The following is a 21,825-nucleotide window of genomic DNA, read 5'->3' as shown; positions in this document are numbered from 1 at the left end:
TGTACAACGTGCCGATCTCAGGGGGCGCGATCCGCCGTGCGGGCCTTACTCAGGGTGTGCAGGTATCCGTGCTGGCCAGCTTGGTGAACGCGAGGCCGCCATAGCGACTGACCCCGAGGCGCGACCCCGGGATCCGGGTCGTATTCGCACCGAGGCTGCTTGCGCTTGCATCGAGCGCACACAGGACGAAGGCCATCGGCTGGGCGATGTTCGTGCGTGAGGCGACGGCTTCGAGTTGGCCCTGCTGACCAAAGGTGACGACCGCGCCATCCACCGCGCGAGCGGACACGCCGTTCAAAGCGGGAGTGGTGCGAAGAATCTGCATGCCCGCCGAGGCAGTGGCCGTGTAGACATCGCTGGCCTTGGTCGTCGCGACCGGGTGGACGTAGACCAGCCAGCCCGTTTCGTACGTGGCGGCACCGGAACAGGTCGCGCCGTCGGCGCTGGCACAGAGGGATACGTAGGTCGCGCGCAGTACGCCTTCGGTACGCGCGTACTGGACGGCGGCCTGGAGGCTATCGGCGGAAACGCGAAGCCGGTGCTTCTGCAGCGTTGTGCGGAAGGACGGCAGCGCGATGGCGGCGAGGATCGCTGCCACGAAGATCGTCACCATGAGCTCGACCAGACTGAGGCCTTGCCCGGTACGCTTTCCTGGCCGGACGACCGTCACCAGCAAACACCGTTAGCGGTGGTGCCCGAGGGCCCCTTCAGCCCCGTGTCGGTCACGGTGAGTGGGCCGCATGTATCGCGCGCCTGCGAATTTATCGGTGTCGCGGTGGCGGTGAAGCCCTGAGCTGCCAACGTATTGACTGTCGTGGGCGTGACCGAGGCAGTGTAATAACTGTTCTCCGAAGTCGCCGTGGTGGTGGTCGAGTAACCGATGGTGGCGAGATCCGCGTAAACATTGTGCAGGGCGAAATAACGCTCCTCTGCGTTGGCGATCGCCATGAGTAACTTCTGTCCGTCCGACCGTCGTGCGCGGAAGCCGTAGCGGCTGTACGACGTCATGGCGATGGCCGCGAGGATGGCCATCACGACCAGGACAACCATCAGTTCGAGCAGGGTGAAGCCGCCACGGCGGCGCTGTATCGCAAGCATGTCAGTTCTCGCCATTCAGGATGCGCCACGAGCGACGGCGCGCGGTGGGAATGCTTTCGCCGACCGGTGTGCTACCGCCGCCCAACGCGGGTACCTGGCCCGGCAGGTACGCGGTGCCGCCGCTGAGACTGGCCGAGGTGTAGAGCGAGCCGGAACTGGCAGCCCCGAGTACATGGGCGCCGGCAAGCGAGTAGCCGCTACCGAAGCTGACCGCGGAACCGATGGAGACCCCGAAGGCCGCGCCACCGGTGGTGCCGTCGAGGGCAATGATCGATCCGGAACTCGATGTCTTGCAAGGATCGTTGGCGGTCGGAATCAGGGTGCTGAAAGTGACCGTGTTGCTGCTCGAGTCCAGCGCCGGGGTCACGACGACACGCTCCCCGGCGACCGTATCCAGGCGCAGGTACCAGCCCGAACTCGTCGCCGGCACGACGTTGCTGGTCACGCCGATGGCACCGGTTGCCGCGTCGAGCGCCATGGTCTGCTTGGTCAGGGTGCCACCAGCGAGCGTGATCGGGGAGGCCACGTTCGCGCCCGGGTCACGTACGCCGTAGAGCGTCTGGATCGTGGTGTCCGCCGTATCGGCGGTACTCAGGTAACGACCGGTGCCGAAGATCACCATGAAGTACGTCGATGTCGGATCGGCGAGCAGTCGCGGCGACGTGGTGATCGACTGCGCGTTGGCGGTGGCTGGCTTGAACAACAGGCTGACGCCCTGCGACTGGGCTGTTGCGGCGAGCGCCGTGGTGGAGAGATCGATTCGCCACACGTTGCCGTCCAGATCGCCGGCGAAGGCGACATCGGCCACCTGGTCGCCGTCGTAATCGCCAACGGCGGGCGTCGTGAGGCCATGACTGGCCACCGCACCGGTTCCCGTGGGCGTGCGGATCTCTTTCAACAGGGTGCCGGTCTGCGCATCCAGGACGAACAGCGAACTGTACGTGTTGCTCGCCGCGGCCACGGTGCTGCCATCGGGGAAATAGCCGCCGGGGACGAGAACCACCCAACGCCCAATGGATCCACTCCCGTTGTCATAAGCGACCCGGGTGATCACCGGCGTGCCGAAGGTGTAACCCAGGTTGGCGGGTGTGCCGGCGGCGGAAACGCTGTCGCTGTTGAATTCCCAAAGCACCTTCGAGGCTACGGCCGTGCTCGTATTGAGTGTTTTCTTGTTCGGATCGGTGATGTCGATACCGAAGACACCGCGGCCGCCGAGGCGCAGCGAGCCGACGAGTAGGGTGTGCCAACCCATGGTCGAGTTGTTCAGCGCGCTACTGCCGTTGAAGAAGACATCACCGGTCACCGGACTGCCGTCGACCGTCGGGGTGAACGTGAAGTTCGTCAATCGCGACTGGGCCGGGAGATTTGGGTACACGCTCGCCGGCACGTAAGCCCAGAGTTCGCGGCCAGGCTGCGCACCCGTGACCGATGCCAGGCGCGCGTCGAACGCATGCAGCATGCCGTCGTTAGCGCCCACGTAAACCACCGGCGGACGTGTCGCCCACGTGGACAGGAAGGTCGAGTAGCTCATCGCTGGATTGTCGGAGACTGCTTTCGCTTCCGGCGATCCCGCCGAGAACGAATCGCCGTAGCCGCTGTTGGGCGCGCCGACGTAAGCCGGCTGTGATCCGAAGATCGCGCCAAGCAACGACGATCGGGTACGGAACGTAGTGCCTTCGAGCGTGCGTACGCCGGTCAGCCAGTCCACCCGCTTGGTGCCCAGGCCGTCGGTCGTTGCCGTCGACCCGGTACCGTCGGACGAGTCCAGTGCGGCCTTCTCGGTCGTACTCAGACCCGTATAGGCGAAGGTGATGGCTTTGCCGGCGCCAGGACCGGTGCTCGTGGCGATGAGGCGAGGATCGTTGGTCGCACGGTTGGTGAGGAACGCGCCTGCGTCACCCGGTGTGCTCGTCGTGCCCGACGGGCCCGATGGCGTCGGAACCCACACTGGCGCGCCCACGGCACCGTTCGAGCCAATCACCCTGGCGATCAGCGTCCCGCTCCAGTCGATCGTGTTGTACCCCGCGTAATAGGCAATCGCATTCGTCGTCAGGACGTTCGCGCTGAGGCTGAGCGTGAGTGAGGTCGAACTGCTTGCGATGACCGAGGAGAGGATCGTGGTCAGGCTACTTACCAGCGAGGTCGGATCGGCAGCGCTGAAATACCCACCCCGACTGTTCAGCGCGGCGTGCCAGGTATCGTCGATATTGGTCGCGCCGCCCGACGTGTCGGGCGTAGGCCACACCTTCGTGCCTTTGCGCAGCGCGGTGTAGTCGGTCGGAAAAACAAGCGTACCGGAAATACCCATGGTGACCATGTACTGGGACATGTGCTGCCACGTCGCGGGATCGTTCGCCGGGTTGAAGTAGACCTCGCTGTTGCTGCCGGGCGTGGTCAGGCTGACCGTCGGCGTGGTGCCGGTCACGCCGGTGGTCAGGTCCGGAAAATAGGCCGGCACGTTGTTGGCCAGGTCGGTACGCAGGTCGTTCGCCCAGTACGAGAAAGCGATATCGGCGAGCGAAGGCGTGGTGGTGCCCAACTGGTTCCAGAATATCTTCGAGGGCGTGCCACTCGTCGCGTAAGTCGTGCCATCGGGTAACGTCAGGCCGACCGCGTCGGGGGATGTCCCCTTGGCAGGGGTGTCGCCGTTCCAGTATCCGTCGGTGACCAGCATATTGAAGTTCTTACGGCACGAGAGCTCAGCCGGCGTACTGGTGCTGCCATTCCAGTACGGGTCCTGCGCGTTGGGCGAGGTCTTCAGCGCGCGCTTGTAGAAGTCGCCTGCGACCTGGGTCGCCACGCGCGTCGGCGTGCCGCCGCTCGCAGGTGCCCCGTAGAGCCAGTTCATGAACTGGCTGCGCCAGCAGGTGTCGCTCGTACTCGTGGGCACGCAGGACGTGGCGTTCGCCAGCTCGAGAATCTGGCTCGTCGTGATCAGTGGTCCGTAATACTGGCCGGCGTAGCTTCCAGCGCTGGTGTTATAGCTGCCGCTTGCGGTCTGTGTCTGCAACGTCTGCCAGGCCACGCGCACCGAGCCATCGGCAAGGCTGGCAAAGACGCGACCCACCGCAGCGCGCGCGTTGAGGTTTCGCGTCCGGTAATAGCTGTACCAGATCGCGAAGTTCTGCTGGATCGCCGCCGATTCGTTGGCGACGAGGTGGTAAGTACAGGTCGCGTCGTTAGCCGGCTGCGTGCAGACATAGTAGAAGCCACCGGTGTCGGTGCTCGTCAAGCTGGTAACCATCGTGCAGGTGGTCACCCGCGAGCTCAACTTGCAGGTGCTGACCGTGACGCTGCCGTCGCTATTAGTCGTCGTCTTCGTGCCGACGAGTCCGTTCAGCAGCCCACAGACGGCGCCTGAGCAGGTCGTCGTCGTGCTGGTAGTGGTGGTCCCTCGCACCGACGTGGGGATGTCCTTCTGCGGGCACGAATTGCTGTTCACATACCAAGTCGTCAGCTCGTTGGCATTTCGCGAACACGGAAAGTTTCCCGCGGAGGTGTTGGCAAGAAACCCGGCGTAGAACGCGGTGCTGAGGTCGACCACGATGGGGCTGAGATACTTACTGTTGCCGGGCGACCAACACTTCTTCGTCAAGGTGTTTGCGCAGTAGCCATCACGCCACGCAGCCTTGAACGTTGGCGTGCCCAGGGGAGTACCACTCGCATCCGGTGGAACCACGTAGGTGATCGTCGGGTCGAAGTAGATTGGGTTTCCCTGCGCGGAGTAGTAATACTTCGAGCCGAAGCTATCGTCCATCGAATCGGGAATCGACGTGGAGTTCATCGAGCCGGAATCGTCAAACGTCACCACGATGTTAGGCGCCACCTTCGAGGTAACGCCCGGTGGTGTCTTGCTCACGGTGACGGTCCCGGCCGTGACCGCGGACGCGGCCAGCAACCACGCGATCGCTGCGAAGAAAAGGACAGCCCACGAGAGGGAGGGTTTCTGCATGAGGGGCGTCTTCAGGTCAGCGTACATGCGACAAGGTTCGGCGTGACGAACGTGGATTCCGCAACGCGGATACTGTTCGGACTGCCGCCTGACGCTCGCGCGGTAATCCGGTACAGATAGAACTTGGCCGTTCCCGAACCGCTCGATCCGGCTTCGGTCGCCGCGCTCGTACCGCTTCCCGGCGGCAGATCCTGGCCGAGGAGCTCGACGATGTACCACGGGTTGTGGGCCATCACCGCGGTGGACAGCGCCGCGTCCGCGGTTGCGGTGGTGTAGTCGATGGCGACGCCGGAGCCCTTGTATTCGGTAGCGCCATCGGTGAGCCACACCGACGACCGGCGGAATGCGGTGACCTTTGCGCTGATCGTGGAGGGGTTACTGGAGTTGTAACAGGCAACGCCGCCATTTCCGCTGAAGAGATTCCACTCCACGCCACGCAGGGCATTCTCCGCCGACCACTCCGCCTGCTGCGCGTTGCGCATCGCTCCCGCCATGCGTTCCTGCAAGAGTGACCGTCCAGAGGTGCTGATCGCAAGAATCGTCAACAGCAACAGGAAGATCATCGCCAGGACGAGCACTGCTCCGCGTTGTGCGTTCATGGATTGTAGTTCCGGATGGAGACCACCGCGGTGAACTCGCGCCGAAGCATGTGATTGTCGAAGCCTTGCTGGCTCGGCATCACGGCACGGCTCGTGTTGTCAGGCGCGGAAAGGCCGACAACGCCGGTGTCCGGGTAATACTGATACTGGAGCTCGGGTGCCGCCAGCGTGAACAGGGGTACCTGTCCATCCATGAGTATGTGCACTTCGATGCTCTTAACCGAACGCCACAGGCAGCCAGGATCAGTGCCTGTGACAGACACCGTGGACGAGGGGCAAACCGTGGCGCTGTCTATATCGGCCGCCGTGCGATAACTGGTGTTGCCCGCCGCGTCCATGACGCCATAGAGAAAGTCGAGCCGTTCGATGCCCCGCACCACCTCACCACTCACGCCGTTGACCCGGCGAATCAGCGCACCGGTCTTGTGACCGTTGTTGTCGTCCACGACCTGCAGGTAGTACGACACGGTCTGGAAGTCGCGGTTGAAGTCGAAGAGTTTGGGCGTTACCCCTGAAGGCCTGGCGACAGCGCTGTAGTTGGACGCGGGCGTGAACGTCGAGGCGGATGCGGTCGCCGAGAAAACCTGCGAGGAATTGCAGTCGGCAAGCATCATCAGATCGCCCTTCGTGAAGTTCGTCAGCGCAGGCTCGCCTGCCTGCGGGACGACCGTGAGGCTGGCAACCGTGTTGCCGCTGAGCGTGATGCTGCTGTTGATGCCATCCAGCACCCAGCCACGCGCGCCGTCCAGGTAGCGCAGCGTGAGCACGCTGCTGCCTGCCACGCGGTTGCCCACCGTGGTTCCCTGTTGGGGAATGCCAACGCCCTTGGGGTCTGCGGGATCCACGGGAGTACATGCCGATACAGTGCAGTCGTATCCACGCAGCGACACGAAGGAAGGCATGGTGAAGGCCACCAGCGGTGACGCCGGATAGGTGTTCCCCCCACTCGTTGTACCCCACGCGGTCGTGTTGTCGTTGAGTGCCGTCTGGAAGACGGCGCCGGAGACCAGCACCGTGGGTGCGCGCAGGTAGCGGTCCAGTGACATGACCCCGTTGGACAGGTTGGACGACTGGCCACCCACATTCGAGCAGTACTGGGCATTGGTCATACGCAGATCGGTCGTCAATGCCGTCATGGCGAAGCGACCTTCTTCCTGGAGCTTCGCCAGCTGCGTCTGGACCAGGCTGCTTGTCGACGTCGCAAGGAAAGCGCTGACGATGCCGCCGGCGACGATCACGCCCAGGGCCATGGCGACCATCAGTTCGACGAGCGTGAAACCGCGGTCTCCACGCGTTGCACGGGCGTTGGCGATGGTCATGGCTGGAAGTTCCATACGTAGGATCGCGTCGCGACAGCCTGATGGCTGCTATCGCCGGCGCCTCGCTCGGTCCAGTTGATCTGCATGACGCAGTTACCGGCATAAGGCGGCCGGACTAACAGTTGGGTAGCGTCGGGCGTGGCGCCATTGGTGCAGGCAATGGAAGCCGTCGCATTCGGCAGGAAGGCCTTGAGTTGGCTACTCCATAGGTACTGGTCTCGCAGGGCGAGCTTTGCCGGGCTGCAGGCACTGGCTGTCGTGCACGCCTGGGTGCCGGTCAACGGATATGTCGTGGAGTTGTAACCGCCCGACCAGACGCCGAGCGGATTCGCACGCATGCGATCGGCCATGCCCATGGCGATGAACTCGGCCTGGGTCCGTTGATAACCGACCTGGTTCGAGCGCAGCGACGTGATCAGCAAGCCAGCGAGGCCAATGAGACCGACACTGAACACCAGTACCGCCATCATGACCTCGATCAAAGACACGCCTCTGACATGTCTTGCCAAAGCCATATGAATCCTTAAGTGCATAAACGCAATTCAGGTATAGGCCGCAGCGCCGCGCCCCTATGCGTGGTTTCGGTAGCGTATACGCATTGCTGGCAAATAGCGTCGTAATAAATTGATTATTATCATTATTTTCATGCGCTCTTGCCCTGGATTTCACGAACGTACGCAGCATGTGAAGGCAACGACACGAGCTTGCCCGTTAGCCTGCGCTCGAGTGGCTTGAGCAGGGCGAGAATCACCCAGATGATCGCCGTGGCCATGACGGCACCGGCGTACATGCCGCTGCCCGCAGCAAGCCCCACGGAAGCGACGGCCCATAAACTTGCGGCCGTCGTGAGACCGCCAGTCACGACCTGCGCGGCGATACGTGAGGGATCGAGCACTACGTGCGGATGGTTGAGCACATCCGCGAATCCGAACGCCGAGACGATGATGGCGAGGGCCGCGCCCACCGCGACCAGCATGTGCGTACGCAGGCCGGCGGTGAGAAGACGAAGCAGCAGGTCGAGAGGTCCGATCATCCTGCCGACTTTAGGCAACGGGCAATAAAGATCCCGTGACCGTTGCCCCTGGCTGGCTCAACGAGGAACGCGGAGCCGCGATAGCAACGTAAGTGCGAGCAACACGATGCAAGCGCCGGCGCTTGCATAGCCGAAGGCGAGCAACGCACCGAACGCTGCCCCGCTGGTCGTCATGTCGAATACGAGAAGTGCGAAGAAGGCGACCGAGCCGGCGACCCGGAGCAGGCGAACTCGCGCTCGCGGCGGCTTACCGCCGATGACTTCCGAATGATGTCGATTCATCGCAGCAGCGAGGCACGCAAAACCAACGATGGCGAGAAGCAGACTCATGCGTGCTCCTTCCTGCCCGATGCGGACTTCGCTTCCTTGCGCAACTTTGTCGACACCGGAGTATGCCGCGCGACGCCCCATGCAATCGCCATGCAGACCGCACCGTGCGCCGCTATGACGAGGTCGATCCAGACAAAATCCGTACGTACGATAACGACGTCGCCAATCGCGAGCGCGACGAGCGAAACGCCGGCCAATGCAAACTGAATAATCCAGCCCTTGCGAGGAGATACGAAGCACGCATGCAGTAACGCCACGCCCCACACGATAAACATCGTGTGGATCTCCCATGCGGCGCGCTCACCCATACCGTGAGGCAGGAGACGATTGGCCCAGAGGAAGGCGGACATCCCCAGCGGCATGCCAGCCACGAAGGCGACGTTCAGTCGTTCTACCAGGCGGAAACCGAAGTACGGTCGTGCCGGGTCGGGGAGCTGCGCGCGACGCTTTACCGTCCACAGGATAAGCCCCGTTGCGACCATCGCCGTGCCGGCCATGCCCAGCACGAAGTACAGCCAGCGCATCTCGAGCGGCGCGAAGCGGCCGGCATGGACGCCGATCATGCCCCCGCGCGTAAGTACGCCCGGGCTTTCGGGCCTGGACGCAGCGATGACCGCACCGGTCGTTCCATCCATCTGCACCGTGACCAGGTTCGAGCTGATCCGGTCCGAGCCAGCACGCTCGGCGACGATTCGGGCCGAGGCGTCACCGGGCTGCGTGACCTTCAACGTCGCGACGTGACCGCCGCCCCAGGTCCTGCCCGCCGTGTCGAGCGCTATACGCAGATCGACCAACGGCTTCGAGTGCCCGCTGGCGGCAGGCGTCACGTAGGTCGGAATGATCGCCGCGAACAGCGCGTTGCGACTGCCGTTCGAGCCATCGGCACCCCAAGGCATATACATCGTCATGAGGGTGACGAGGCCGGTGTAGGTAATCATCAGATGGAAGGGGAGTGCGAGCACCGCGAGTGCGTTGTGCCCATCCAGCCAGCTACGCTGTCCTTTGCGCGGGCGGAAGGTGAAAAAGTCGACGAAGATCTTCTTGTGTGTGATGACGCCGCTGACGATGGCGATGAGCATGGCCATGGCGCAGATGCCGGCGAGCCAACGCCCCCAGAAGATCGGCATGTAGTGCATGTCGAAATGCAGGCGATAGAAGAAGTCACCGCCTTCGGTCGCACGCACGTTGATGGGTTCGCCATGGGCGTCGAGGAAGATCGGCGCCATTGTCGCGGTGCGCGGCGTAGCCTTGTCACGGAACGAGACCGAGACGCCTGCTCCGCGTTGATCGGGTAGCGCGATGTCCCACTGCGCCGCATGGGCGGCGTGCGCCTGCAGGTAGCGCTGCGCGTTGGCAACGTCCACGTCGGCTGGCTGATGCGCGCCGATCTCCGGTTGCGTCCAGCGAGTGATCTCCTCGCGCCAGAAGCTCACCGTGCCGGCAAGGAACATGGCATACAGCACCCAGCCGACGACGAGGCCGGACCACGTATGCAGGCTGGCCTGCGTCTGACGGAACCGGCCGCTCATGTCAGGGCGATGCCGAGTGCGGCGACGGCGGCGAGTGCGGCCATCGACACGGCCGCGCGGCCGAGACGCTTCGCGCCGAATACCCAGACGAAACAGCCGGCATAGAGCACGAAGGAGAGCATCGTTGCCGTAAAGCCGGCACCGGGACGATCGCCGGGGATGAGGCGGCCGAGCAGGAAGGTCCACAAGGAAACCGTGACGTAGCCGCCGACGATGGCCAGGGCGATGCGTGCGAGCGTGGTGACGGTGCGGCCTATCTGTAAATGCGAATGAATCGCATCCTAGGGGGAGGTCGTTTGGTCGTCAAGGTTGAGGGCATCGCCGCTGAAGCGGCTCCCACAGGGCCCCCCGAAGGGGGCCAAAGGAGATCCAGAGGGCCTCGGGCCTGGGTTATTTGCGATTTTCCCGGGGGATGAAGCCGGGGAGGCCGGTGTGGACGACGTCGTTGAGGCGGATGTTGGTGGTGATGCCTTCGCGGATTTCCTGGAGTGCTTCGGGCGGTAGCGGGGAGATCTCGAAGTTCTCGCGGATGTGGTCGGGGTTGGTGGACGTGGTCAGGAAGGCGGTACCGCGTTGGACGGCCCAGGCGAGGGCGACGTGGGCGGGTGTTTCGCCGATGCGTTCGGCGATGCTCTTCAATACCGGATCATCGGGGACGCGCGGTTCCATCCCGTGGCCGAGAGGTGCGAAGGCAAGCAGCACGATGCCGTTTGCCTGGCAGAACTCGAGCAGCTCCCACTCGGGAAGATACGGATGCGACTCGACCTGCACGATCGCCGGCTTGATGCGTGCGTTGGCGACGATTTCCTTCACCGCTTCGAGTTTCACGTCGGAGAGGCCGATGGCCCTGGCCAGGCCTTGGTCGACCAGGTTTTCCATCGCCCGCCAGGTATCGAGCAAGGTGATGCCCTTGTCGTAGAGCGGCTTGCCGTCCGTGTCCTTCGGGTACTGGTCGTCGCCAGGCGCAAAAGCGAACGGCGTGTGGATGAGGTAGGCATCCGCATAATCGACCTGCAGGCGACGCAGGCTCGCTTCGAGTGCGGGCTTCACGCGTTCCGGCCGATGGTTGTTGTTCCACAGCTTGGTCGTGACGAAAAGATCCTCGCGACGAACGACGCCGTTAACGATCGCCTCCTGGATCACATCGCCAACGACATCCTCGTTGCGATACGCCTCGGCGGCATCGAGGTGAAGGAAACCCACTTCGAGCGCCGTCTTGATGGCGGCACGTCCTTTCTCGCGATCGGGAATCAGCGTGCCGAAGCCGACGGCGGGGATGGCTCCCGTGCCGTGAGCGAGGGGAATGCGGGTGTGACGAAACGTATCAAGGGCGCTCATGGTTTTCCTCCGTTAATGGGTTCACCTGCCATCGATCGCTCGTCACGGTACGCCGCCCTGCGCTGGAATGCTTCGTCGGAATTGCCGCCAAGTGCGATGGATAGCTGTACGGTGTCCTGGTATTGCGCGGTCGTCGCCTGGATCTGGCCGATCAATGCACGCTGATAGGAACGCTCGGCGTCGATCACCTGCAGCACGCCGGTCTCGCCCGCCTTGTAGCCCTCGCGATTCAACTGGAGGTTGAGCTCGGCGGACTTGAGCGCACGATCTTGCGCGGCGACTTCCTCGCTATCGTGGTTGATCGCCTGCAGCACATCGGCCACCTGCCCCAGCGATGTCACGACGGTCTGCTGGTAGGTGGCGAGTGCCGCCTTGTAACCGTCGACGGCGCCGCGCTGGTTCGCCTTGAGCGTGCCGCCGTTGAAGATCGGCGCCGTGAGTCCAGCCGCCAGGCCCCACAGCGTGCCGATGCCGGGAGCCGGGCCGACGCGTGTGAGCGATCCGGATAGATTCAGGTGCGGATACAGATCCGATGTCGCCACGCCAATGGCGGCGCTGGCGGCGTGCAGCCGCGACTCCGCTTCGAGGATGTCCGGACGATCATGCGCGAGATCTGAGGGCAACGTGACAGGTAGCTGTGAGGGAAGCGCGAAGTCCGCGAGATCGAAGTCCGGCGGCGCCCAGTCGGCCGGTCCTTTACCTGCCAGGACGGAGAGCGCGTGTGCCGCGACGTCGCGCTGCTGAGCCAGCGGCGGCAGCAGGGTTTCGTCCTGCGCGAGCTGCGTCGTCGCCGTGGCGACGTCGACCTGCGTGGCGCTGCCATAGCGATGCGCGGTCTGCACCAGTTCGAGGTTCTTGCGGTCGTTCGCAAGCAGGCTCTGCACGGCGGCAATCTGCGCACGCGCGGAGGCGAGGGAGAACGCTTGCGTTGCCACATCGCCGGTCACGGTCAGGTAGGCCGCATCGAAGCGATGCCGCTGCAGCTCGGCCAGGGCGGCCTGCTCTTCCACGCGGCGCCTGGTACCCCCGAACAGATCGAGATCGAAACTCACCCGCGGCCCGACGGCGTAGAAGTTGGACGTGCCGAACCCGTTTGCGCCAGCGGTGTGCTGACGTCCGCCCTGTGCACCGAAATCGACCTGCGGGCTCAACGCACCGCGGACCGACGTCACGGCCTCATTTGCCTGCGCGATGGTGGCGTCCGCGGCTTCGAGGCCGAGGTTGCCGTCAATCGCCTTGTGCATCACCTGGTCGAGTTTCGACGAACCTAGCGACGACCACCAGTCACCGTCGATCTTCCTGTCGAAGTCGATGTGTTGTGCACTGTTACCGGCGAGCGCTTGCTCGGCCTGTACGTCGTAATGCTTAGACGCAGGTGCCGCGGGCTTCTCGAAATCGGGCCCGACCATGCATCCGGCGAGCACTGCAAAGGTAGAGGCGGCGAGGACTGTTCTGACGATTTTCATGGGCGACTCCGAGAGTCAGTTGACCGGGCGCGGTTTGCGAAGGAAGAGAACGAGTGGGCTCACGACGAGCATCGCGATCATCAGCAGCTTGAACTGGCCGATCACGGCGACCATCGCTGCCTGGCCGGTCACGAGTTCGTTGATCAAGGCGAGGTGCGCGCCGGAGAGATCACCCGTCGCCTGGGCGACGGCACCATACGGCCTCACATGCTTTGCGAGCGCGAGATGCATGGCCTGCGTGTTGTTGTAGAAGTAGATCTGCACGATGGAGATGCCGATCGTGCTTCCGTAGAGACGCGCCAGGTTGAAGAACGCCGTACCTTGCGAGCGAAGCGTGGGGCTGAGCGTGCTGAAGGCGGCGCGGGTCAGCGCAGGCATGAGGACACCAAGGCCGGCACCCTGCAACGCGCCGGCAATCACCACGGGCCAACGATCCATCAACGGCGAGTAGCCGAGCATCCGCCAGTTCCCGTAAACCACCAGCGCCATGCCGGCGACGATGATCAGGCGGTTGTCGAGGTGCTTCGGTGTGCGCCAGGTCAGCAGCAATGCCCCGATCAGCGCGGCACCTCGCGGAATCGCGACGTAACCCGCGGTGTCGGCGGGATAGCCCAGCAACTCTTCCAGCATCGGCGATGTAAGCGCCAGCGTCGGTAGCAGCACGAAGCCAAACACGAAGTACATCGCTGCGGAGACCGTGAAGTTACGGTCCTTGAACATGGCCCGGTTGAGGAAGTGCTCCTCTTTGGTCATCACGTGCACGGTGTAAAGATAGAAACCGATTGCGGCAACGACGGCTTCGACCCGGATCTCTGTCGACGCAAACCACTCGAGGCGTTCGCCGCGATCCAGGAACATCTGCAGCCCCGCTACGCCAAGGGTGAACGTGGCGAACCCGAAGAAGTCGAAAGGCGGGCTGCTCGGCGCCTTCTTCTCGCGAAGGAACAACGCCATGGCCACGAAGATCAGGACGGCCACAGGCAGGCTCACGTAGAAAATGGAGTGCCAGCCGTAGTATTCGCTCAGGTATCCGCCGATCGCCGGGCCGCTCAGGATGCCGAGCAAGGCCGTCACCGCCCACACAATGCCAATGTGCCCATGCCGCAGCGGCGGCAGCTCGTCGAGCAGGATCGCCATCGACAGCGGCGCCAGCGTCGCGCTGGCAGCACCCTGAAGAATGCGCGCGGACACGAACTGCAGAGGCGTCGTCGCGAGGGTCACGAGCACCAGCGCCAGCGTGAACAACGCCATCGAAAGCTGGAAGATCGTCTTCCGGCCGAACCGGCCCGCCAGCCAGTGCGTCATCGGCATGACGATCGCACTCGCCGCGATGTACGAGGAGAAGATCCAGCCGACCTCGTCATCCGACATGGATAGCCCGCCCTGGATATGCAACAGGGCGGCATTCGGGATGGAGATGTTCACCGCCGACATGAAGGTGGCGATGAGTCCGGCACCGATGAGTACGCGGTGTGCACCCGGTGTGCTGTGAGGAGCAACCACCGCGTTCACTGCGAGACGCCTGTCGTGGACAACTCCTTGTTCGTCGCGCTACGCGTGTCCACCAGCGCGGTGACGCTGATGCCGGAGTAGAGCGGCCACTTCGGGTCGATCGCGTCGAGCTCGAGGCGCACCGGCAGGCGCTGGACCACCTTGACCCAGTTACCCGTGGCGTTCTCAGGTGGCAACACGGCGAACTCCGAGCCCGTGCCCGGACTCATGCTGACCACATGCGCCTTGAAGGCATGCCCCGGATACGCGTCCACCTCGACGGTAGCTACCTGCCCGGCGCGCATGTGAGTCAGCCCGGTTTCGCGGAAGTTGGCTTCGATCCAGACATCGCGAGTCGACATCATCGAGAACACCGTCGTACCGCCGCTGACGAAGTCGCCCACCTGAAGGTCGTCGACGCGAGTGACGATGCCATCGTCGGGCGCGACGACGTCCGCATAGGAGAGGTCGAGCCTGGCGCGATCGAGCTGCGCCCTGGCTTCGAGCACGGTCGGGTGCTTGTTGACGTCGATATCGGGGTCGCCATTGAGCCCGGCGACGGAGTTGGAAACCGCCTGTTGGGCCGAGGCGATGTGCTGCCGCGCAACCCTGACATCGGTGTCCGCCCGTTCAAAGGACGCGCGCGAGGCGAAGTCGGAGGCAAGGAGCGCCTTCTTGCGCTCGAATTCCTTGCCGTCGAAGTCGGCGGAGTCTTTCGCCGACTGCAGTTCCGCCAGTTGTTGGCGATACGTCGCCTTGAGCGCCTCGACCTGGAGCCGGGCGGTGCCAAGACGGGCTTCGGCTTGTTCGACGGCGATCCGATAGGGCTGCGGGTCGACGCGGAACAGCAGCTGGCCCTTATGGACGCGCTGGTTGTCGTGGACGGCGATATCCACCACCTGGCCGGAAACCCGGGCGTTGATGGAATCCTTCGCTGAACGAACGAAGGCGTCGTCCGTCTCGACCTCGCCCTGTCCGCTGAGGAACCGCGCGCCGCCCACGCCGATCATCAGGAGGGGGAGAGCGGCCATGAGAGACCAGCGCAGCTTGCTGTTCATACGATGCGACTACCGGTGATGTCAGTGGATTGAATTTTGTACCGGTTCGTATAATATGTTTGGGCAGGCCCGACTTCAAGGGTTTTTATGCATGGTGGTACAAAAATGGATAAGATCGAGAAACGACCCCGCGGGCGGCCTCGCGCCTATGAGCCAGAGGTGGCCCTGCGCCAGGCGGCGGACGCCTTCTGGAAAGCCGGTTATTCCGGGACCTCGCTCGACGACCTCTCCGCCGCGACCGGGATGAACCGCCCCAGCCTGCGCGCCGCCTTCGGCGACAAGCACACGATTTACCTTCGCGCGCTGGCCGATTACTGGGGTCTCAAGTTCGCCGTGATGAAGGTCGCGCTGGCGAGCCCCGGCACGCTCCCCGAGGTGTTGATGCGGGTGTACGACTCGGCGCTGGACATCTACTTCTCCGGCGACGAGCACGTCCGCGGCTGCTTCGTCGTCGGCACGGCGATTACCGAAGCCCTGGGCGATCCGGAGATCCAGGATGTAGTCACAGGTGGCTTTCGCAAGCTCGACGCGGATTTCGAAACACGGCTGCGCGAGGCGCGCGACGCCGGCGAACTGAAGAAGGACGCCGATCCGGAGGCCCTCGCGATGCTCGTCTCCGCGACGATGCACACCATCGCCATCCGCGCCCGCGCGGGTGCATCCCGCGCCGAACTCAGGAAGCTCGCGCAGAAGGCGGTAGGCGTGATTACCGGATGAGCGATGGGCTGCCCGACATCGTCGGCGGGCAGCTGTCCGTGCTGTTCTGCGGGATCAATCCCGGCATGGCGGCGGCGGCCACAGGGCATCACTTCGAAGGTCGTGCGAACCGCTTCTGGCGCGTGATCCACCTTGCCGGGTTCACGCCTGAAGAACTCTCACCGAAAGAGGATCATCGAATCCTCGAGTATGGCTGCGGGCTCACGACCGTGGTCCCCCGGCCGACCGCCGCGGCCGACCAGCTGTCGAAGCAGGACTTCGTGGATGCAGCTTTCGGGTTCGAACGAAAAATCGCGACTTACGCGCCGCAGTTCGTGGCGTTCCTGGGCAAGGCGGCTTATGCCGCCCTCACGGAGACGCGCGAGGTTCCCTGGGGCCGTCAACCGGTGGCGTTGCAGGGTTCCACGGTCTGGGTACTGCCCAATCCCAGCGGAAGGAACCGCGCGTTCGCGCTCGACCGCCTCGTCGAGGCCTACCGCGAACTCCACCTCGCTACAGTCCCTGTAGGAGCCGCTTCAGCGGCGATCCCGCGGCAGCGGGTAAGGCTGCCGCGAGCACCCATTCGCCGATGAATCGGCTCCCACATAGAACAACCCATGCAACCGGCTGATCAATGATCCAGCGGCACATCCTTCGTTTCGCGGACGAAGAACAAACCGATCACCACGGTCATCAGCGCCACGACCACCGGATACCAGAGGCCGTAGTAGATGTCGCCCTTCCACGCGACCAGCATGAAGCCGATGGTCGGTACGAAGCCACCGAACCAGCCGTTGCCGATGTGATACGGCAAGCTCATCGATGTGTAGCGGATGCGCGTCGGGAACATCTCGACCAGCCAGGCGGCGATCGGTCCGTACACCATGGTCACGTAGAGCACGAGGATGGCGAGCAACACGATGAGCATCGGGTAGTTGGACTGGGTCGGGTCGGCTTTCTCCGGATAGCCCGCGGTCTTTACCTGCGCCGTGACCTTGCCGGTGAAGTCCTTGCTCTTCGCCGTGAAGTCCGCTTTTGCCAGCCCGGCGCCTTCGAACGACTCGATCACCTCGTCGCCGATCTTCACTGTCGCCAGCGTGCCGGCAGGTGCCGCCGCGTTGGTATACGGAACGCCCTTCTTCGCCAGCACGCTCTTGGCGACGTCGCACGAGCTAGTGAAGGTTTTCTTGCCGACCGGATCGAACTGGAACGAGCAGGCGTTCGGATCGGCCGTGACCACTACCGGTGCCGTCGCGGCCGCGGCTTCGATGGCCGGGTTACCGAAGTGCGTGAGTCCCTTGAAGATCGGGAACAAGGTCAGTGCGGCGAGAAGACAACCGGCAAGCACGACGGGCTTGCGTCCCACCTTGTCCGACAACCAACCGAAGAACACGAAGAACGGTGTACCGATGAGAAGCGCGGCGGCGATCAGCAGATTCGCCGTCGTGCCGTCGATCTTCAGGCTCTGGGTCAGGAAGTACAGCGAGTAGAACTGTCCGGTGTACCAGACCACCGCCTGACCAGCCGTGGCGCCGAGTAGCGCGAGGATCACCAGGCGCAGGTTCTTCCACTGACCGAAGGCTTCGGTCAGCGGTGCCTTGGACTGTTTACCCTCGGCCTTCATCTGCTTGAACAGCGGCGACTCCTGCAACTGCATGCGGATGTACACCGATACGCCGACCAGGATCGCGGAGAGCAGGAACGGGATACGCCAGCCCCAGGCTTCAAAGCTTTCAGTGCCCAGGCCAAGACGTGTGCCGAGGATGACCAGCAGCGAGAGGAACAGGCCGAAGGTGGCCGTGATCTGGATGAAGCTCGTATACAGCCCGCGCTTTCCGGCAGGTGCGTGCTCAGCGACATACGTAGCCGCACCGCCGTACTCGCCACCGAGCGCGAGGCCTTGCAGCAGGCGAAGCGCGATCAATAACACCGGCGCGAGCACACCCATCGTCGAATACCCGGGTAGCACGCCGACCAGGAAGGTCGAGGTACCCATGATGATGATGGTGATCAGGAACGTGTACTTGCGGCCGATCAAATCGCCCAGGCGTCCGAACACGATGGCACCGAACGGACGCACGGCAAAGCCGGCGGCGAAGGCGAGCAAGGCGAAGATGAACTGGCTGGTCTCGTTCAGGCCGGTGAAGAACTGCTTGCCGATGATCGCGGCAAGCGAGCCGTAAAGGTAGAAGTCGTACCATTCGAAAACCGTGCCAACGCTGGACGCGAGAATCACGCGCCTGTGGCTGGTTCCGATGGTGCCGTCGGCGCGAAGGCCGCTAGCAGTAGTCGCCATGGTGCTCTCCAATCAGAACCGGTACATACCGTTGAGGGTGAGTTCGTTACCCGAGGTCTTCTCGCGGCCGAGGCCGTTGACGGTGGTCGAATCGAGGTTGGAGTGGATCAACTCCAGGCTGAAGTCGAAGGGACCCGTCGTGTATTGCAGGCTGCCCGCCGTCTGCCGGTTCTTAAGCAGGCCGACGGTGTTGGCGGCACGCCAGCGCAGCACGTCGTCCGTATCGGGCTTGCTGACCGACGCGAAGCCATACAGCGTCCAGTGCGTGTCGAACTTGTAACCCGCCTGCAGATAGCCGCCCTTCTCCTTGATGTCGCCGAACTGCGAGAGGTTGCCGAAAATCTCGCCGATAGCGTTTCCGGAATACACCGCGGACTTGAGGATGAACTGACCGGGCGTCCACATGCCGCCGAGCTCGACGGCCGTGCTCGAGAGGTTCTTCTTGATCGGGGTCGGGGTAGTGCCCTCGACGCCGCTCAGGTCGATCTTGCTGTAGTGACCGGCAAGGAACGCGGCCCAGTTGCCACCCTTCGCTGTGAGGCGTGCTTCGAACTGCGGCCTGAAGCCGGCGTTACCCTGGGTGAGGAAGTTGTTCGTATCGGTGCCGCCGGCTCGGCCGTTCCATGTGCCTTGAAGTGCCGCGACATCCAGCCGCCACTTGGTGCCTTCGGCGCCATGGTTGAGGTCCTGCATGAAGATCGCGCCCGGGAAACGCCAGCCGATGACGCCACTGCCGTAGCCAAGCGGGAAGGCGATATGCGAGAGCGATTGCGGGATGTAATCCAGCGGGAACATGAGGTCCCACATCTGGCCCACGCGGATCGTCGTGCCCGAGTTGGGGTTGCTGATGTCGAAATACGCCTGGCGCAGACGCTGCTCAGGCTGCGAGCCTGCGTAGGCACCGGTGCCGTTGAAGCCGCCGAAAAAGTCCATTTCGATGCGGCCGCTGCCGTTCCAGTTCTCGTTGAACTTGGCACCGGCGAAGTCGAGCCAGAAGCGCGTGTTGCGCACGTCGACGCCGGAGACCTTGCCATTGGCATGGCCGGCACCGTCTGACGGGATCGGGTATTCGGCGTTCTGGCCGTTGCCATACGTATAGGCCCTGTTCTGGCTGAACGCGCTGACGTCGATGAAACCGTGCAGCGCGACCGAGACGCCGGGTGCGGTGCCGCTGGCAAAAGCCGGTTTCGCCGGGACGGTCGCGACGACCTTCTCGACCTTGGTCACCTTCTCGTCGGTGGCCTGGGCCTGCGTCTGCGCGGCCTGGGCCGTGGACGTGGCCTGCGTGGTCTCGGCCTTCTGCTCCTGGATCATCGCCTTGAGCTCGGCGAGCTGCTGCTCGAGCGAGTTCACGCGGGCTTCGAGTTCCGCTTCGTGGCTCGTGGTCTTCTTGGATTTCGCTTTCGACTGGGCGTGGGCCATGTCCGGTAATGCGGCCATCGGCAGCATCAAGGCGCAGGCGACACTCAGGGCGATGGCCTTACGGCCACCGGAACGGTTCGTCTTCATCATGGTCTCCCCAACCATTGGCGACCCGAGCATGTGGCACGGCAGCCCGGGCATCCATTCGCCAAAGGTCGAACCTCGACCAAAGTCGTAGCAGGGTCACAGCCTTATGTTGCGCCGCGACGTTACACTTCCGGGCATAGCCCCACGCCTATCTGCAGGAAGAAAGCATGTCCGATATCCACCCGGTCGATCCCGCCTTTGCTGCCAAAGCGCACATCCGCAAGGACGACTACCAGCGCATGTACGCCCGGTCCGTCGAGGATCCCGAGGGCTTCTGGAAGGACATGAGTGGCCGGCTGGACTGGGTAACGCCGCCGACGAAGATCAGGAACGTCTCGTACGACCCCAAGGACCTGTACATCAAGTGGTACGAGGACGGCACCCTCAACGTGGCCGCCAACTGCCTGGACCGGCACCTGGAGAAGCGTGGCGAGAAGATCGCCATCATCTTCGAGGGTGACGACCCGAACGAATCAGGCAGCCTGACCTACCGCGAGCTCCACGCCGAGGTGTGCAAGTTCGCCAACACGCTGAAGAACCTTGGCGTGGCCAAGGGCGACCGCGTCATCATCTACCTGCCGATGATCCCCGAGGCCGCCGTGGCCATGCTGGCCTGCGCGCGCATCGGCGCCATCCATTCGGTCGTGTTCGGCGGCTTCTCGCCGGATTCCCTGGCCGGACGCATCGCGGATTCCGGCGCCAAGCTGGTCATCACCGCGGACGAAGGCTGCCGCGGTGGCAAGAAGGTTCCGCTCAAGGCGAACGTCGACGAATCGCTCACCCGTCCGCACACCAACAGCGTGGAGACGGTGATCGTGGTCCGCCGCACCGGCGGTGCGATCAACATGCAGTCGCCGCGCGACCGCTGGTACCACACCTTGATGGAAGGGCAGTCCACGGACTGCCTGCCGGAGGCGATGAACGCGGAAGATCCGCTGTTCACGCTGTACACCTCCGGTTCCACAGGGCTGCCCAAGGGCGTGCTGCACACCAGCGGTGGCTACCTCGTCTATGCCAGCATGACCCACGAACTGATCTTCGACGTGCGCGAGGACGACGTGTACTGGTGCACCGCGGATGTGGGCTGGATCACCGGCCATAGCTACGTGGTGTACGGTCCGCTCGCCAATGGTGCCACCGTGGTGATGTTCGACGGCGTGCCCAACTATCCGGACTTCAGCCGCTTCTGGCAGGTGGTCGACAAGCACCAGGTCACCTTGTTCTACACGGCGCCGACCGCTATCCGCGCACTCATGCGCGAGGGTGAGGAGCCGGTCAAGAAAACCTCGCGCAAATCCTTGCGCCTGCTCGGCACGGTCGGCGAGCCGATCAATCCGGAAGCCTGGAACTGGTACTACCGCGTGGTCGGCGACGAGCGTTGTCCCATCGTCGACACCTGGTGGCAGACCGAAACCGGCGGGATCCTCATTACGCCGCTGCCCGGCGCGACGGACCTGAAGCCGGGCTCGGCCACGCTCCCGTTCTTCGGCATCAAGCCGGCCATCGTCGATACCGACGGCAAGGCGCAGGAAAGCGCCTGCAGCGGCAACCTGGTCATCACCGACTCCTGGCCCGGCCAGATGCGTACGGTCTACGGCGACCACCAGCGCTTCGTCGATACCTACTTCAAGACCTATCCGGGAAACTACTTCACCGGCGACGGCGCGCGCCGCGATGAAGACGGTTACTACTGGATCACCGGCCGCGTGGACGATGTGATCAACGTTTCGGGCCATCGCATCGGTACCGCGGAAGTGGAGAGTGCGCTGGTGGCCAACCACAAGGTGGCCGAAGCCGCCGTGGTCGGCTGCCACCACGACATCAAGGGCCAGGGCATTTATGCGTATGTCACCCTGGTAGCCGGCGAGAACGGCAGCGACGAACTACGCAAGGAACTGATCGCCGGCGTGCGCAAGGAGATCGGTCCGATCGCCGCGCCGGATTACCTGCAGTGGGCACCCGGCCTGCCGAAGACACGTTCGGGCAAGATCATGCGCCGCATCCTGCGCAAGATTGCCGAGAACCAGCCCGACCAGCTGGGTGATATCTCGACGCTCGCCGATCCTTCGGTAGTGAAGAGTCTGGTGGAAGAACGACTGATCAAGTAGCTC

19 protein-coding genes are annotated in these 21,825 nt (G+C 63.6%); 3 read left to right on the top strand and 16 right to left on the bottom strand.

Going from position 1 to position 21,825, the window contains the following annotated elements; translation table 11 throughout:
• Positions 1–49: 49 nt before the first annotated feature.
• The 14 genes from C8J98_RS13460 to C8J98_RS13395 form a co-directional block, all read right to left on the bottom strand.
• Positions 50–670 carry a GspH/FimT family pseudopilin gene (locus C8J98_RS13460; RefSeq protein WP_158272703.1) on the bottom strand — a complete coding sequence of 207 codons (621 nt, stop codon included), beginning with the start codon at positions 668–670 and terminating at the stop codon, positions 50–52.
• Complete coding sequence (locus tag C8J98_RS13455) at positions 667–1,098, bottom strand: type IV pilin protein (RefSeq protein ID WP_158272702.1); 432 nt, start codon at positions 1,096–1,098, stop codon at positions 667–669. Before C8J98_RS13455 ends, C8J98_RS13460 begins: the two co-directional genes overlap by 4 nt.
• A gap of 1 nt (position 1,099) precedes the next feature.
• Positions 1,100–5,050, bottom strand: coding sequence for a PilC/PilY family type IV pilus protein (locus tag C8J98_RS13450; RefSeq protein ID WP_158272701.1), 3,951 nt, complete (start codon positions 5,048–5,050; stop codon positions 1,100–1,102).
• A gap of 11 nt (positions 5,051–5,061) precedes the next feature.
• Entirely contained in the window at positions 5,062–5,649 is a 588-nt protein-coding gene (locus C8J98_RS13445) for a PilX N-terminal domain-containing pilus assembly protein (RefSeq protein ID WP_107913688.1), read from the bottom strand.
• Positions 5,646–6,968, bottom strand: coding sequence for a PilW family protein (locus tag C8J98_RS13440; RefSeq protein ID WP_158272700.1), 1,323 nt, complete (start codon positions 6,966–6,968; stop codon positions 5,646–5,648). The genes C8J98_RS13445 and C8J98_RS13440 overlap by 4 nt, the downstream gene beginning before the upstream one ends.
• On the bottom strand, positions 6,965–7,483 hold the full coding sequence (gene pilV, locus C8J98_RS13435) for a type IV pilus modification protein PilV (RefSeq protein WP_255417741.1): 519 nt from the start codon (positions 7,481–7,483) through the stop codon (positions 6,965–6,967). The genes C8J98_RS13440 and pilV overlap by 4 nt, the downstream gene beginning before the upstream one ends.
• Positions 7,484–7,611: 128 nt before the next feature.
• Positions 7,612–8,001: an MgtC/SapB family protein gene (locus C8J98_RS13430; RefSeq protein WP_107913685.1), complete on the bottom strand. Its 390-nt coding sequence runs from the start codon at positions 7,999–8,001 to the stop codon at positions 7,612–7,614.
• A gap of 57 nt (positions 8,002–8,058) precedes the next feature.
• A complete protein-coding gene (locus C8J98_RS13425; protein ID WP_158272698.1) occupies positions 8,059–8,331 on the bottom strand; it encodes a DUF3325 domain-containing protein in 273 nt (90 codons plus the stop codon).
• Entirely contained in the window at positions 8,328–9,860 is a 1,533-nt protein-coding gene (locus tag C8J98_RS13420; RefSeq protein ID WP_107913683.1) for a PepSY-associated TM helix domain-containing protein, read from the bottom strand. The genes C8J98_RS13425 and C8J98_RS13420 overlap by 4 nt, the downstream gene beginning before the upstream one ends.
• Positions 9,857–10,048 carry a hypothetical protein gene (locus tag C8J98_RS13415; protein ID WP_107913682.1) on the bottom strand — a complete coding sequence of 64 codons (192 nt, stop codon included), beginning with the start codon at positions 10,046–10,048 and terminating at the stop codon, positions 9,857–9,859. The genes C8J98_RS13420 and C8J98_RS13415 overlap by 4 nt, the downstream gene beginning before the upstream one ends.
• Before the next feature lie 202 nt (positions 10,049–10,250).
• On the bottom strand, positions 10,251–11,198 hold the full coding sequence (locus C8J98_RS13410; protein WP_107913681.1) for an aldo/keto reductase: 948 nt from the start codon (positions 11,196–11,198) through the stop codon (positions 10,251–10,253).
• On the bottom strand, positions 11,195–12,664 hold the full coding sequence (locus tag C8J98_RS13405; protein WP_107913680.1) for an efflux transporter outer membrane subunit: 1,470 nt from the start codon (positions 12,662–12,664) through the stop codon (positions 11,195–11,197). The genes C8J98_RS13410 and C8J98_RS13405 overlap by 4 nt, the downstream gene beginning before the upstream one ends.
• A gap of 15 nt (positions 12,665–12,679) precedes the next feature.
• Positions 12,680–14,176, bottom strand: coding sequence for an MDR family MFS transporter (locus C8J98_RS13400; protein WP_107913679.1), 1,497 nt, complete (start codon positions 14,174–14,176; stop codon positions 12,680–12,682).
• A complete protein-coding gene (locus C8J98_RS13395) occupies positions 14,173–15,213 on the bottom strand; it encodes an HlyD family secretion protein (protein ID WP_233260232.1) in 1,041 nt (346 codons plus the stop codon). Before C8J98_RS13395 ends, C8J98_RS13400 begins: the two co-directional genes overlap by 4 nt.
• A gap of 105 nt (positions 15,214–15,318) precedes the next feature.
• On the opposite strand from C8J98_RS13395, the gene C8J98_RS13390 reads away from it, so the two are divergent.
• A complete protein-coding gene (locus tag C8J98_RS13390) occupies positions 15,319–15,930 on the top strand; it encodes a TetR family transcriptional regulator (protein ID WP_107913678.1) in 612 nt (203 codons plus the stop codon).
• Positions 15,927–16,502: a G/U mismatch-specific DNA glycosylase gene (gene mug, locus C8J98_RS13385; protein ID WP_107913677.1), complete on the top strand. Its 576-nt coding sequence runs from the start codon at positions 15,927–15,929 to the stop codon at positions 16,500–16,502. Before C8J98_RS13390 ends, mug begins: the two co-directional genes overlap by 4 nt.
• Before the next feature lie 38 nt (positions 16,503–16,540).
• On the opposite strand, the gene C8J98_RS13380 is transcribed toward mug, so the two are convergent.
• Together C8J98_RS13380 and C8J98_RS22060 are read right to left on the bottom strand one after the other, a co-directional pair.
• Positions 16,541–18,205 (bottom strand): MFS transporter, encoded by a 1,665-nt coding sequence (locus C8J98_RS13380; RefSeq protein ID WP_107913676.1) that lies wholly within the window; start codon positions 18,203–18,205, stop codon positions 16,541–16,543.
• 12 nt (positions 18,206–18,217) lie between these two features.
• The gene (locus C8J98_RS22060) at positions 18,218–19,714 is read right to left on the bottom strand and encodes a hypothetical protein (protein ID WP_158272697.1); all 1,497 of its coding nucleotides are present in this window, start codon (positions 19,712–19,714) and stop codon (positions 18,218–18,220) included.
• Positions 19,715–19,881: 167 nt separating this feature from the next.
• Here C8J98_RS22060 and acs point away from each other — a divergent pair, with 167 nt between their 5' ends.
• Positions 19,882–21,822: an acetate--CoA ligase gene (gene acs / locus C8J98_RS13370; protein WP_107913675.1), complete on the top strand. Its 1,941-nt coding sequence runs from the start codon at positions 19,882–19,884 to the stop codon at positions 21,820–21,822.
• Positions 21,823–21,825: the final 3 nt, after the last annotated feature.

Origin of the sequence: Luteibacter sp. OK325, assembly GCF_003050935.1 — a bacterium.
Taxonomy (GTDB): Bacteria; Pseudomonadota; Gammaproteobacteria; order Xanthomonadales; family Rhodanobacteraceae; genus Luteibacter.
Note: the sequence above shows the minus strand (reverse complement) of the source record. Positions and strands in the feature narration are given on the sequence as shown.

What these genes read in the sequence shown, in the direction of transcription:
- C8J98_RS13455 (WP_158272702.1), bottom strand. Translation starts at nt 1,098, where the DNA reads ATGCTTGCGATACAGCGCCGCCGTGGCGGCTTCACCCTGCTCGAACTG.
- C8J98_RS13450 (WP_158272701.1), bottom strand. Translation starts at nt 5,050, where the DNA reads ATGCAGAAACCCTCCCTCTCGTGGGCTGTCCTTTTCTTCGCAGCGATC.
- C8J98_RS13445 (WP_107913688.1), bottom strand. Translation starts at nt 5,649, where the DNA reads ATGAACGCACAACGCGGAGCAGTGCTCGTCCTGGCGATGATCTTCCTG.
- C8J98_RS13440 (WP_158272700.1), bottom strand. Translation starts at nt 6,968, where the DNA reads ATGACCATCGCCAACGCCCGTGCAACGCGTGGAGACCGCGGTTTCACG.
- pilV (WP_255417741.1), bottom strand. Translation starts at nt 7,483, where the DNA reads ATGGCTTTGGCAAGACATGTCAGAGGCGTGTCTTTGATCGAGGTCATG.
- C8J98_RS13430 (WP_107913685.1), bottom strand. Translation starts at nt 8,001, where the DNA reads ATGATCGGACCTCTCGACCTGCTGCTTCGTCTTCTCACCGCCGGCCTG.
- C8J98_RS13425 (WP_158272698.1), bottom strand. Translation starts at nt 8,331, where the DNA reads ATGAGTCTGCTTCTCGCCATCGTTGGTTTTGCGTGCCTCGCTGCTGCG.
- C8J98_RS13420 (WP_107913683.1), bottom strand. Translation starts at nt 9,860, where the DNA reads ATGAGCGGCCGGTTCCGTCAGACGCAGGCCAGCCTGCATACGTGGTCC.
- C8J98_RS13410 (WP_107913681.1), bottom strand. Translation starts at nt 11,198, where the DNA reads ATGAGCGCCCTTGATACGTTTCGTCACACCCGCATTCCCCTCGCTCAC.
- C8J98_RS13405 (WP_107913680.1), bottom strand. Translation starts at nt 12,664, where the DNA reads ATGAAAATCGTCAGAACAGTCCTCGCCGCCTCTACCTTTGCAGTGCTC.
- C8J98_RS13395 (WP_233260232.1), bottom strand. Translation starts at nt 15,213, where the DNA reads ATGAACAGCAAGCTGCGCTGGTCTCTCATGGCCGCTCTCCCCCTCCTG.
- C8J98_RS13390 (WP_107913678.1), top strand. Translation starts at nt 15,319, where the DNA reads ATGGATAAGATCGAGAAACGACCCCGCGGGCGGCCTCGCGCCTATGAG.
- mug (WP_107913677.1), top strand. Translation starts at nt 15,927, where the DNA reads ATGAGCGATGGGCTGCCCGACATCGTCGGCGGGCAGCTGTCCGTGCTG.
- C8J98_RS13380 (WP_107913676.1), bottom strand. Translation starts at nt 18,205, where the DNA reads ATGGCGACTACTGCTAGCGGCCTTCGCGCCGACGGCACCATCGGAACC.
- C8J98_RS22060 (WP_158272697.1), bottom strand. Translation starts at nt 19,714, where the DNA reads ATGAAGACGAACCGTTCCGGTGGCCGTAAGGCCATCGCCCTGAGTGTC.
- acs (WP_107913675.1), top strand. Translation starts at nt 19,882, where the DNA reads ATGTCCGATATCCACCCGGTCGATCCCGCCTTTGCTGCCAAAGCGCAC.